We start from the raw sequence: 12,482 nt of genomic DNA on the forward strand, positions 1-12,482 counted from the left end.
GGAGATCCCATGAGCATCGAGACCGCCACCCAGCTGGACGGCGCCCTCGCCACCGGACAGCCCTACCCCTACCAGCGGGTCGAGCTCGTCGAGCCCGACTGGACGCGGTTCCCGGGCTGGGCCGACGTCACCGCCGACGAGTGGGCCTCCGTGCAGTGGCAGCGTGCGCACTGCGTGAAGAACCTCAAGCAGCTGCGCGAGCTGCTGGGCGACCTGGTCGACGAGCGGTTCTACGCCGACCTCGAGCGCGACCAGGCCGAGCGCGCCACGATGTCGATGCTCGTGCCGCCGCAGATGATGAACACGATGGTGCCGCACGTGACGCCTGCCGGCCCCGGCTCGCTGACCGAGGCGTTCTACGCCGACCCGGTCCGCCACTACATGCTGCCAGTCTTCAGCGACCGCCGCACCGACTGGCCCTCGCACCCCCACGCCGCGCGCGACTCGCTCCACGAGCACGACATGTGGGCCACCGAGGGCCTCACCCACCGCTACCCCACCAAGGTGCTCGCCGAGCTGCTCCCGACCTGCCCGCAGTACTGCGGCCACTGCACCCGCATGGACCTGGTCGGCAACTCGACCCCGGTGATCGAGAAGCTCAAGTTCGCCGCGAAGCCCAACGACCGGCTCGGCGACATGATGGACTACCTGCGTCGTACGCCGTCCGTGCGCGACGTCGTGGTCTCTGGTGGCGACGTGGCCAACATGCCGTGGCCCCGCCTCGAGGCGTTCCTCACCGAGGTGCTCTCGATCGACAACATCCGCGACATCCGGCTCGCCACCAAGGCCCTCATCGGCCTGCCGCAGCACTGGCTGCAGCCCGACGTGGTCGAGGGCGTCCACCGCGTCGCGACCCTCGCCCGCTCGCGCGGCGTCTCGCTCGCGATGCACACCCACGCCAACCACGCGAACTCCGTGACGCCGATCGTCGCCGAGGCGACCCGCGCGATGCTCGACGCCGGGCTGCGCGACGTACGCAACCAGGGGGTGCTGCTCAACGGCGTCAACGCCGACCCGCACGCGCTCCTCGACCTGTGCTTCCGCCTGCTCGACGGCGCGCAGATCATGCCCTACTACTTCTACATGTGCGACATGATCCCGTTCTCGGAGCACTGGCGGGTCTCGCTCGCCGACGCCCAGCGGCTCCAGCACCACATCATGGGCTACCTGCCGGGCTTCGCGACGCCGCGCATCGTGTGCGACGTGCCGTTCGTCGGCAAGCGCTGGGTGCACCAGAACGCCGACTACGACACCGAGCACGGCATCTCCTACTGGACGAAGAACTACCGCACGTCCATCGAGGCCACCGACGCCGAGGCGCTCTCGCGCTACTACGAGTACTACGACCCGATCCACACCCTCCCCGAGTCCGGCCAGCAGTGGTGGGAGCAGCACGGCCGCCTCGACGAGGCCTCCCTCAAGGCCGCCGAGATGGCCGAGGCCTCCCGCCGCACCGCCGCCCTCCAGGCCTACTGAGGGTCGTCCCGTCGTCGGAGTCCCCGCACGTGCGGGGACTCTGACACCTGGAGGCCTTTGCAACCCCCTCCAAGTGTCGGACTCGCCCTCCCAGTTCGGTTCTCCACAGGCCAAGGCAGTGCCGTTTGGCGCACCTCTGCCGACGGGCACCACGATGGAATGGCCGACTTCCAGATCGCACCCTCGGACGTTCTCCTGCGACGTCAGCTCATCGCCGAAGGTCTCACGGACCGAGACATCCACCACCAGGTGAGAGCCGGGGTCCTGATCAAGCTCAGGTACGGCGCGTACGTCCAAGCGGAGCTGTGCAAGGACCTGACGGACGTCGGGATGATGCGCGCCCGCTCGCGCGCAGTGCTCCGGACAGCCCACCCGACGTCGGTGCTGAGCCACCAGTGCTCGCTGGCTGAGTACGAGGTCCCGCTCTGGGGCCTCGAGCTCGACCAGACCCACCTGACACGGACCGACGGCAGGCCGGGGCGTCGCGAGGCGGGCGTCGTGCACCATCGCGCCACGCTGGGCAGGCGTTGGTGGACGATGCGCGACGGCGTACCACTGGTGAAACCCGCCCGCGCCGCCATCGAGGTCGTCACGGCTCACGGACCGGAGGTCGGACTCGTCGTGCTGTGCGGAGTCCTCCACCTGGAGCTCGCGACGATCGCCGACCTCCGCGCTGTCGCGGCCGAGGCTCGCCACTGGCCCCACAGCCTGAACACGCGACTCGTCCTGGCTCGTGCCGACGCTCGCATCACGAACGTCGCCGAGGCGCGGACCTGGCACTTCTTCCACGAGCAGCGCGTCCCACGTCCGGAGCCCCAGGTCGAGGTCTTCGACGATGGTGGCAACCTGCTCGGGATCGTCGACTTCCTGTGGGCCGAGCTCGGGGTCTTCCTCGAGTTCGATGGCCGCATCAAGTACGACCAGTACAAGAAGCCCGGCGAGACGCTCGCCGACTATCTCATGCGGGAGAAGCGTCGCGAGGAGCAGATCTGCGTGGCCAAGGGATGGACGTGCATCCGCATCACGTGGGACGACCTCCAGCGCCCTGTCGTGCTCGCCCGCCGGATCAAGCAGGCGCTCCAGAAGCGCGTCGCCGGGGCCGAGGCCATCGCCGGCGCCTGAACTTGGAGGGCGAGTCGAACACTGGGAGGCCTTTGCAACGGCCTACAGGTGTCAGAGTCCCCGCACGTGCGGGGACTCATGCACCAACCCGCGCTCGATCAGTCGACCGGGCGGTTCTCGTAGGGCGTGGAGAGGACGATCGTCGTACGCGTCGAGACACTGGCCGCGCCACGGATGCGGGCGAGCAGGTCCTCGAGGTCGCGAGGGGTCGCGACGCGGATCTTCAGGATGTAGGACTCGTCGCCCGCGACCGACCAGCACGACTCGATCTCCGGGATGCCGCGGAGCCGGTCGGGGTAGTCGTCGGGCTGCGAGGGGTCGATGGGGGTGATCGAGATGAACGCGGTCAGTGGGCGACCGAGCTGGTCGTGGTCCACGGTGGCGCCGTAGCCGGTGATCAGGCCGCGCTGCTCGAGACGCTTGACCCGCTGGTGGACCGCGGAGGTCGACAGGTCGGTCGCCTTGCCGAGGTCGGTGTAGGACATCCGGCCGTCGACGGCCAGCAGGGACAGGATCTGCCGGTCCTTGGACTCGACTTCCGAAGCACTCACCGCGCCAGACTAGTGCGAGCCCGAGAGGGCCTCCACCAGGCGCACGGCTGATGAGCCGAGGTCCCACTTCTCGTCGAGCGCCATGACCGCGTCGTGGTCGGCAGGCGTACGGGGTCGCGTCATGTCGGGCGACCCGAGGTCCAGGTCACGGCGTACGGCGACCACCTCCGGCGCGACGTCGAGGTAGTCGAGCGCTGCCTTGATCTTCCCGCGCGGACCGGGCCCCATGTCGGAGTCGGGGTCGCTGGCGGCGGCGACGACCGCGTCGATCGTGCCGAACCGGTTGAGCAGCGTCGCAGCGGTCTTGTCGCCCACGCCGGCGACGCCGGGCAGGCCGTCGGAGGTGTCGCCACGAAGGGTCGCGAGGTCGGCGTACTGGCGTGCATCGACGCCGTACTTGTCACGCACCCACGCGTTGTCGACGCGCTCGTGCTTGCTCACGCCCCGAGCGACGTAGAGCACCCGCACCTCGGCCTCGTCGTCGACGAGCTGGAACAGGTCGCGGTCGCCGGTGACGATGTCGACGGGCATCCCGGCGTCGGTCGCGAGCGTGCCGATGACGTCGTCGGCCTCCATCTCGGGGTGGCCCACGACGGTGATCCCGTAGGCCTCGAGGACCGACAGGATGATCGGGATCTGCGTCTCGAGCGGGTCGGGCACCTCCTCGACGTCCGGGGTGGAGCCCGGCTTGGCCTGGACGACGCGGTGGGCCTTGTAGGACGGGATCAGGTCGACCCGCCACTGCGGGCGCCAGTCGTCGTCCCAGCAGCACACGAGGTGGCTCGGGTCGTACTCCCCCACCAGCCGGCTGATGAAGTCCATGAGCCCCCGCACGGCGTTGACCGGCGTGCCGTCGGGCGCCTTCATCGAGTCGGGCACGCCGAAGAAGGCCCGGAAGTAGAGCGAGGCGGTGTCGAGCAGCATCAGGCGATCCGTCATGGGGTCGACCCTCTCACTCGGCCAGGACGCTGTAGGCGATCACTCCGCGCTTGAGCGATTTCGCCGCCTGCCGGGCTGTCGTGCGGAGTGGGCTGTCGCCCGCGGCGTCCGCGACCTGGCCGCAGAGGTCGAGCAGCTGCTTCATCCAGCGGACGAAGTCGCCGGCGGACAGGCCGGTCACCATGAGCACGTCGTCGAGGTCGTCACCCTCGGCCCACCGCCATGCCGCCCATGCGAAGCCCATGTCGGGCTCCCGCAGGAAGTCGAGCTTGTGGTCGCGCTCGAGGGCGTCGAGCTGGCCCCACACGCGGACGAGCTCGCCGAGGACCGGTCGGACCTGGCCGCCGGGGATCTTCGGCGACGATGCGTCGTCGGCTCGCCGGGCCTCGAAGACCAGTGCCGACAGCACCGAGGCCAGCTCGGACGGCGTGAGGTCGTCGAACAGGCCGGCCCGGATCGCCTCTGCGGCGACGAGGTCCATGTCGGTGTAGATGCGCCTCAGGTGGGACCCCTCCTCGGTCACCTTGTCCCCGTCGAGGTAGCCCAGTGCCGTGAGGACGTCGCAGACCCGGTCGAAGGTGCGCGCGACCGTGTTGGTGCGCGTCTCGACGCGGCGCTTGAGGGTCTCGGTGTCGCGCTCGAGCTTGAAGTAGCGCTCGGCCCAGCGGGCGTGGTCCTCGCGCTCGGGGCACTGGTGGCACGGGTGTGCCTTGAGGTCGGCCCGCAGCCGCCCGATCTCACGGTCGGCCGGAGTGTCGCTGAAGGAGTCCTGCTTCGTACGACGTGGGGCCGGGGCGTCGCTGTCGCGGGCCCGGGCGCGCAGCTGGGTCGCGAGGTCACGCCGCATCGCCGGGTTGCGGCCGTTGAAGCTCTTCGGGATCCGCATCCGGCCGATCGCCTCCACCGGGACCGGGAAGTCCATCGGTGCGAGGCGCCGGGCCTGCCGGTCGGCGGTCACGACGTAGGGCCGCGGCTCGTCGCCGGAGTGCCCCGGGTCGATCACCACGGCCAGGCCGCTGAACTTCCCGGCCGGCACCTTGATCACGTCGCCCGGTCGCAGCTTGCCGAGCGAGGCCACCGCCTCGGCCCGCCGGTCCTGGCGGCGGTCGCGCGCGGCACCCTTCTCGAGGTCCGAGATCTTCCGGCGCATGGCGGCGTACTCCATGAAGTCGCCGACGTGGCAGTGCGCGGCGTCCTTGTAGCCCTCGAGCGCCTCCTCGGCCTTGTGGACCTGGCGTGCGAGCCCGACGACGGCCTTGTCGGCCTGGTACTGGGCGAACGACTGCTCCAGCAGCTCGCGCGAGCGCGCGCGGCCGAACTGGTGCACGAGGTTGACCGCCATGTTGTAGGACGGGCGGAACGACGAGCGCAACGGATACGTACGGGTCGAGGCTAGGCCGGCGACCTCGCGGGGGTTCATCCCGGGCTGGTAGAGCACGACGCCGTGGCCCTCGATGTCCAGCCCGCGACGACCGGCGCGGCCGGTCAGCTGGGTGTACTCCCCCGGCGTCAGGTCGGCGTGGGTCTCGCCGTTCCACTTGGACAGCTTCTCGATGACCACCGTGCGGGCGGGCATGTTGATGCCGAGCGCGAGGGTCTCGGTCGCGAAGACGACCTTGACCAGCCCCTCCTGGAACAGCTCCTCGACGACCTGCTTGAAGGCGGGCAGCAGGCCGGCGTGGTGGGCGGCGATGCCGCGCGTGAGCCCGTCGAGGAACTCGTGGTAGCCGAGGACGTGCAGGTCTTCCTCGGGCAACGAGCGCGAGGCCTCCTCGACGCGGGCGAAGATCTCGTCGCGCTCCGCGGCCGTGGTCAGCCGGGTGTTGGCCTGGACGAGCTGGGTGACGGCGGCGTCGCACCCGGCCCGGCTGAAGATGAACATGATCGCGGGCAGCAGCCCCTCGCGGTCGAGCCGCTCGACGACCTCGACGCGGCTAGGTATCCACACCCGGCGGCCGTTGCCGACCGCGCGCGGGTTCTTCGACGAGCCCGGCTTGCCCTTGCGCGGCGACTTGCGGTCGCGCATCAGCCGCGTGCTCGCCCAGTCGTCGCGGGCGATCCGGGTCAGCTCGTCGTTGACCGGTGCGCCCTCCTTGACGAAGCCGGCGCTCGCGTCGACGTCGGAGGAGGCGAACAGGTCGAGCAACCGTCGCCCGACCATGACGTGCTGGAAGAGCGGGACCGGCCGCTTCTCCTCGAGGATCGTCGTCGTCTCGCCCCGCACGGTGGCCAGCCACTCGCCGAACTCCTCGGCGTTGGAGACGGTCGCCGACAGCGACACCAGCGTCACCGACTCCGGGAGGTGGATGATGACCTCCTCCCAGACCGCGCCGCGCATCCGGTCGGCGAGGTAGTGCACCTCGTCCATCACGACGTAGCCGAGCCCGAGCAGCGTCCGCGAGCTGGCGTAGAGCATGTTGCGCAGCACCTCGGTGGTCATCACGACCACCGGCGCCTCGCCGTTGACGACGTTGTCGCCGGTCAACAGGCCGACGTTGTCGGCGCCGTAGCGCTTCACCAGGTCGTGGTACTTCTGGTTGGACAGCGCCTTGATCGGCGTCGTGTAGAACGCCTTGCGACCGGTCTGGAGGGCGAGGTGGATGGCGAACTCGCCCACGATCGTCTTGCCGGACCCGGTGGGCGCGGCGACGAGCACGCCCCGACCCTCCTCGATCTCCTGGCACGCGCGCACCTGGAAGTCGTCGAGCTCGAAGCCGTAGAGCCCGGCGAAGTCCTTGAGCATCGGGTACGGCTTCTCGCGCTGAAACGCCGCGTAGCGCTCGGCGGGCGACAGCTCCTCGCCGGGCGCACTCATGCAATCACCTGCAGTGCGCCGGCGTCGCAGGTGACGGTGAGCGGCAGCGGGCCGAAGCGCTCGCCGTCGGCGTACGACACGATGCCGGGGGCGGCGACGGTGACCGAGCGCACCCGCCGGTGCACGTACTCGGCGACACCATCGATCTTGCCGGTGAACAGGCGGGGGTAGGAGCGCACCAGCTTGGGCTTGCTCATCCGGGTGATGACCACGACGTCGAGCAAACCATCATCGAGCAAGGCGCCCTCGGTGATCCGGAGCCCACCGCCGAACGACGGACCGTTGCCGACCGCAACGAGCATCGCCTCGTGCTCGACCGTCTCGGGCCCGGAACCGTCGTCCAGCTGCAACGTGTAGGGCAGCGGCCGGAAGGTGCGCAGCTCGGCCAGCGTCGCGAGGTTGTAGCGCATCTGCCCCTTGGGCCACGTCATCGCGTTGGCCCGCTCGTTGACGATGGCGTCGAACCCGGCAGCCATGACGGTGACGAACCAGCGGTCGCCGCTCCTGGCGAGGTCGATGGTGCGGCGGCGCGAGGCGATCACGCGGTCGGCGGCGGCGACCGGGTCGGTGCGCGGCAGGCCGAGGTAGCGGGCGACGTCGTTGCCGGTGCCGCTGGGGATGAGCCCGAGGGGTACGCCGGTGCCGGCGACCGCCTGCACACCGAGGTGCACCAGCCCGTCGCCACCGCAGAGGACGAGCGCCTCGACGCCGTCGGCCACGCAGGCGCGGGCGAGGTCGAGCGCCTCGTCACCGTCACGACCCTGGAGGTTGCGAACGACGAAGCCGCTCTCCCGGAGCCGGGCCAGGGCGACGTCCCGGTGGCGCGCGCCCTTCCCCCGGCCCGAGGTCGGGTTGGTCAACAGGGCGATCTCTCGACCCCGGACGGAACCCTCCGGGTCTGACGGGTCGTGCATGGCGCGACCCTATCCCGCCGTTCTACCTGCTCAGGCGCAGCAGCGCGGCGTAGCGCTCGGCGTGTGCTCCGACGGCTCGCGCCAGGCGTCCGAGGCCATCCAGGACGAGGTCCGGGCCGAAGCCGGTGCCGGGCACGGCGAGCACCATCCGCGGACCGTCGGCGGTGTCCAGGTTGCCGAGCACGACCTGCCCGTGCCGCCAGGCCTGGTGCACGCGCAGCCGGGTCGCGTCGTCGACCACCGGTGCGGGATAGGCCTCGTCGACTGCGAGGAAGTCGCACACGATCTCGGCCGGCTCGCCGGCGTCGTCCCCGGTGGTCAGCCGACCCCGTACGTGGTGTCCGGTGCGGAGCCCGGCCTCGGCGCGCCAGACCACGTCACGGGTGCCGAGCCACTCGGGCAGGTCGAACGGGTCGACGTCGGTGATCGCGGCCTGCATGAGACCCACCCTGTCAGAGGCGGTCAGGCTCCGACGGACCGCATCAGATCGGCGACAGGTCGTCGGGCCCCAGCCCGGCGTTGGGCGCGCGGTTGGCCCGGCGCCGGTCGTTGAGCCGGGCGATGACCTCGGAGGCGAAGAACAGCACCATCATCGGGACAGCCATGAGGCACATCGAGAAGGGGTCGGTCGACGGCGTGGCGGCCGCCGCGAAGATGAAGGTGCCGATGACGATCCACGGCCGGTAGGCCGCCAGCTGTCGGCCCTTGACGACGCCGGCGAAGTTGAGCAGGACCACGAACACCGGGATGTTGAACGAGAGACCGAAGACCAGCAGTGTCCGGGTGAAGAACTGCAGGTAGTCACCGAAGTCGATGAGGTTCGTGACGTTGTCGGGGTTGAACCCGATGAGCACCTCGAGGGCGACCGGCAGTGTGTAGTAGCCGAGCGCGACTCCGACGAGGAACAGCGGTCCGGCGATCGCCACGAAGATGCGGGTCATCTTGCGCTCCTGGGCGTACAGGCCCGGGAGGACGAAGGCCCAGATCTGGTAGAGCCAGTAGGGCGCCGTCACGACGATCGCGCCGAAGCCGGCGAGCTTGAGCCAGAGCGTCAGTCCGGCACCGGCACCACTGGTCGTGGCCTCGGTGGTGCCCTCCGGCAGTCGAGCATTCGCCTGCTCGTAGGGACCGAAGACCACGTCGAGCAGGAGCTGGTGGAAGTAGAGCCCGACCGCGAACACGACGATGAACGCCAGCACGCAGCGCAGCAACCGCGCACGGAACTCGCGGAAGTGGTCGGACAGTGCCATCCGCCCGTCGGGGCCGACCGCGTGCTGAGGGCCGGCCCGGAACAGGCCGACGAGGGAGGTGATCCTCACCCCGGGTCAGGCGGTGGTGTCGTCGCGCCGCTCGTGGACGACCTCACCGGTGGTGGGGTCGGTCGTGGCGCTCGTGGCCTCGTTGCGCGTCTCGATCTCACGCTGCTCGGGGGTGGCCTTCTTGTCGGCCTTGTCCCCGTCGCGCAGGTCCTTGGTCTCGGTCTTGAAGATGCGCAGGGCCTGGCCCGAGCTGCGGGCGAGCTCGGGGAGCTTCGCGGCACCGAAGACGAGCACGACGATGGCGAGGATCACCAGCCACTCCGCACCCTGCGGCATGCCGATCATCGGGTTGATCATGAGACGCTCCGTCTTCGTGGTTGAGGCGTTCCTTGGAAGGACGCCTATGAGTCTACGCGGTCGTCCTCGTAGAGGCTGAGTGTTGCCCGTGCTGCGGATGTGAACGCGTCGCGGTAGTCGGCCGGCGCCAGCAGCGTCGCGTGCGGCGCGAGGCGGAAGAGGAGCGACCGCACCCACTGCTCGCTCGCGACCTCGAGGTCGACGTCGATCGTCCCGTCGGGGCCGGGTCGTTGGTCGGTCACCTGGTAGTACTCGGTCACCCAGCGCGCCGGCGGGGCGAGCCGCAGCGTGACGGTGCGGGTCTCGGAGTCGGTGAACCAGCCGCCGGTGAGGTCACGGGCGCGGGCGCCCGGGTCGGCGACCGTGGACTCGAGCTCGGTCGCCGCGACGATCCGGTCGACCCGGAACGCCCGGTCTCCCTGCGCCGTGTGGCACCACGCGTCGAGGTAGAGCAGGTCCTCGACCCGGGCCAGGCCGCGGGGGTCGACGACGCGACGGGACTCCTCGTCGCGCGACGGCACGTGGTAGACGATCTCCGCCTGGTGGCCGTGCGCGATCGCCGACTCCAGCACCGGCACGACGGCGCTCGCCTCGAGCGCGGTCGGGTCGACGTGCAGCTTGAGCAGCCCCTCGCCGTCCTGGCCGGCTGCCTCCTCGAGCTTGGCGAGCGTGCGCTGGATGACGTCGCGGGCCTCCTCGGGAGCGGCCTCCACCATCGTCCGGAGCGCCACCACCAGCGAGGTCGCCTCCGCCGGCGAGAAGCGCACCGGGCGGGCGAGGTAGTCGGCGTTGTCGACCCGGATGATCCGGTCGCCCTCGAGCGCCTCGAGGTCGACCTCGATCAGGTCGCCGGGCAGTCCGGGCGAGACGCCCGTCATGAAGAGCAGCCGCAGGTCGCGCTCGATCTGGTCGGCGTCGGTGCCGAAGTGGGCGGCCGCGTCGTCGAGGCGGACCTCGCCACGCGCGAGCAGGTAGGGCACCAGGGCGAGCAGGCGGGCGACCTGGTCGGGTGCGGTGTCGGCGGGCTGCGTCGTCACCGGACGTCCCCGGCCGCCACGGCCCGCAGTCGCGCGACGACCTCGTCGCGCAGCGACTCCGGTCCCTCGACCACCACGCCGTCACCGTAGGTCAGCACCTCGTCGGAGATCTCGTGCACGGGACCCTCGACCACCACGGTGTCCCAGCCCGCCTCGGCATGGGGCGTCACGGTCTCCGCGCGACGACGCAGGGCGACGCCCGTGCCCTGCCGCACCCGGAGCTCGGCCCGCACCGACGGGAACGAGGGCGAGAGACGACGGGCCACGGCGCGTACGTCGGTGCCTGCGGGGACGTCGTACGCACCCGACTTGCCGCCCGCGCGCACCGGTCCGACGATCCGCGAGAGCCGGAAGACGCGCTCGGCGCCGCGGTCGACGTCGAAGCCGACGACGTACCAGCGACCGGACGAGCGGGCCAGGCCCCACGGCTGGACGCGGCGGGTGGTCGGTTCGGACTCGCTCGCGCGCTGGTAGGGGAAGCTCACCTGACGACGCTTGCCGACCGCGTCCCAGAGCGGCTCGAAGGCCGGTTCGTCGGCGGTGATCGCCGGCGCGACCACCTCGAGCCGGGCCGGGTCGATCTCGACGCCCTGGCCCTTGAGCTTGGCCAGCGCGCGTGCGGTCGCCTTCGCGAGCGTCGCCTGCTGCCACACCTTCGCGGCGAGGCCCAGCACGGCGGCCTCGTCGGACTCGAAGCGGATCTCGGGGAGCGAGGTCTGCTCGGTGGGGATGCGGTAGCCGATCTCGTCGTCGAAGAACGCGTCCGCGCTCCCGACCTCGATCACCGCGCCGATCTGGCGCAAGGCGTCCTTGTCGCGCTCGAAGGCGCGCTCGAAGGCCTCGTCGCCGGCGGGACCCCGAGCGTGCTCGGGGTAGACGGCGTCGCGGATGGCGTCCTTGCCGATGAACCGCTTCGCCCCGAGCAGGAGGATGTGCAGGTTCATCAGCCGTTCAGCCCGTGGCTGCGCCATGCCTCTCCCCCTGCCCTCTCGTGGACCGGCCCGTGCGACTCAGCTCGCGCCGAGGATGTCGACCACGAAGTAGAGCGTGTCGGTGCCCTTGATGCCTGCGGCCTCGTTGCCCTCCTCGCCGTAGCCGTCGGCCGGCGGGATCTCGAGGATCACCCGCGACCCGACGGTGCGGCCGACGAGGCGCTCGTCCCAGCCCGTGATGACGCTGCCGGTGCCGATCGGGAACTCGGCCGGCTCCTTGGAGTACGACTCGTCGAAGGGCGCGTCGGCGTCGTAGACCTGGCCGAGGTAGTCGACCGTCAGGGTCTGGCCGGACGTGACCTTGGCCCCGTCACCCTTGATCAGCGTGGTGGCGAGCAGGTTGCCGCTGGGCTTGCGTGCGTCGCTGAAGTCGAGGCCGGTGATGACGCCGTCCTTCTCGATCAACGTGGGCGCCCACTTCGCAGGCGTCTTCTCCTCGCCCTGCGGGCCCTCGAGCGCCGGGACGGTGTCCTTGCGACCCATGATGTCGACGACGATGAGCGCGGCGTCGCGGTTGCCGATGTTGAAGCGGGCACCGCCACCCTCGCCGAACGCCTTGTCCGACGGCGTGAGCAGCACGATCCGGTCGCCCACCTGGTTGCCGACGATCGTCTCGCTCAGGAACGGGAGCACGTCTGCGCCGACCTCGAGGGACTGCGGCTTGCCCTTGCCGTCCTCGCCCCAGGTGCTCTGCGTCTCCTCCTGGGTGAAGCCGTTGCCGATCCACCACTGGGCCTCGACGGTGTCGCCCTCGGCGACCTCCTCGCCGTCACCCTCGACGAGGACCTCGGACTCGGTCTTCGTGCCGTCGAGGCGGCCGTCGAAGGTGACCTCCGGGGCAGCGCCCTGGTCGCCCTCGATCGTGACCGAGCTCAGCGACGCGCCCCCCTCGTCGGAGTCGCTCGAGTCGGAGCCGCAGGCGGCGAGCCCGAGCAGGCTGAGTGCGAGGACACCGCTCAGGGCAGCGGAACGTACACGGGACACAGGTTCAACCTCATCAAGTCGTCTTCAGGTCACAGC

The 12,482-nt window shown here is 70.5% G+C and carries 12 protein-coding genes; 2 read left to right on the forward strand and 10 right to left on the reverse strand.

The window, feature by feature from the left end; translation table 11 throughout:
* Positions 1-9 precede the first annotated feature (9 nt).
* Both JI751_RS10195 and JI751_RS10200 read left to right on the forward strand, forming a co-directional pair.
* Positions 10-1,476 carry a KamA family radical SAM protein gene (locus JI751_RS10195; RefSeq protein WP_201936012.1) on the forward strand — a complete coding sequence of 489 codons (1,467 nt, stop codon included), beginning with the start codon at positions 10-12 and terminating at the stop codon, positions 1,474-1,476.
* Positions 1,477-1,725: 249 nt separating this feature from the next.
* Complete coding sequence (locus JI751_RS10200) at positions 1,726-2,598, forward strand: putative endonuclease domain-containing protein (protein WP_201936013.1); 873 nt, start codon at positions 1,726-1,728, stop codon at positions 2,596-2,598.
* Between the two features lie 98 nt (positions 2,599-2,696).
* Here JI751_RS10200 and JI751_RS10205 read toward each other — a convergent pair whose 3' ends face one another.
* The 10 genes from JI751_RS10205 to JI751_RS21800 are packed head-to-tail and all read right to left on the reverse strand — an operon-like array spanning position 2,697 to position 12,446.
* Entirely contained in the window at positions 2,697-3,149 is a 453-nt protein-coding gene (locus JI751_RS10205) for an Lrp/AsnC family transcriptional regulator (RefSeq protein WP_307814071.1), read from the reverse strand.
* Between the two features lie 9 nt (positions 3,150-3,158).
* Positions 3,159-4,088 carry a 5'-3' exonuclease gene (locus JI751_RS10210; RefSeq protein ID WP_236666060.1) on the reverse strand — a complete coding sequence of 310 codons (930 nt, stop codon included), beginning with the start codon at positions 4,086-4,088 and terminating at the stop codon, positions 3,159-3,161.
* A 13-nt stretch (positions 4,089-4,101) separates the two neighbouring features.
* Positions 4,102-6,903 carry a DEAD/DEAH box helicase gene (locus JI751_RS10215; protein ID WP_201936014.1) on the reverse strand — a complete coding sequence of 934 codons (2,802 nt, stop codon included), beginning with the start codon at positions 6,901-6,903 and terminating at the stop codon, positions 4,102-4,104.
* Positions 6,900-7,817 carry a diacylglycerol kinase family protein gene (locus JI751_RS10220; RefSeq protein WP_201936015.1) on the reverse strand — a complete coding sequence of 306 codons (918 nt, stop codon included), beginning with the start codon at positions 7,815-7,817 and terminating at the stop codon, positions 6,900-6,902. Before JI751_RS10220 ends, JI751_RS10215 begins: the two co-directional genes overlap by 4 nt.
* Before the next feature lie 22 nt (positions 7,818-7,839).
* Positions 7,840-8,256: a hypothetical protein gene (locus JI751_RS10225; RefSeq protein WP_201936016.1), complete on the reverse strand. Its 417-nt coding sequence runs from the start codon at positions 8,254-8,256 to the stop codon at positions 7,840-7,842.
* A 43-nt stretch (positions 8,257-8,299) separates the two neighbouring features.
* Positions 8,300-9,136, reverse strand: coding sequence for a twin-arginine translocase subunit TatC (tatC, locus tag JI751_RS10230; RefSeq protein WP_307814072.1), 837 nt, complete (start codon positions 9,134-9,136; stop codon positions 8,300-8,302).
* 6 nt (positions 9,137-9,142) lie between these two features.
* Complete coding sequence (gene tatA / locus JI751_RS10235) at positions 9,143-9,433, reverse strand: twin-arginine translocase TatA/TatE family subunit (RefSeq protein ID WP_201936018.1); 291 nt, start codon at positions 9,431-9,433, stop codon at positions 9,143-9,145.
* Positions 9,434-9,477: 44 nt separating this feature from the next.
* Entirely contained in the window at positions 9,478-10,470 is a 993-nt protein-coding gene (locus JI751_RS21795) for a helix-turn-helix transcriptional regulator (protein ID WP_201936020.1), read from the reverse strand.
* On the reverse strand, positions 10,467-11,441 hold the full coding sequence (locus JI751_RS10245) for a helix-turn-helix transcriptional regulator (RefSeq protein WP_201936022.1): 975 nt from the start codon (positions 11,439-11,441) through the stop codon (positions 10,467-10,469). The genes JI751_RS21795 and JI751_RS10245 overlap by 4 nt, the downstream gene beginning before the upstream one ends.
* Positions 11,442-11,480: 39 nt before the next feature.
* Entirely contained in the window at positions 11,481-12,446 is a 966-nt protein-coding gene (locus tag JI751_RS21800) for an FKBP-type peptidyl-prolyl cis-trans isomerase (protein ID WP_201936024.1), read from the reverse strand.
* Positions 12,447-12,482: the final 36 nt, after the last annotated feature.

The organism is Nocardioides baculatus, assembly GCF_016735675.1.
GTDB lineage: Bacteria > Actinomycetota > Actinomycetes > Propionibacteriales > Nocardioidaceae > Nocardioides > Nocardioides baculatus.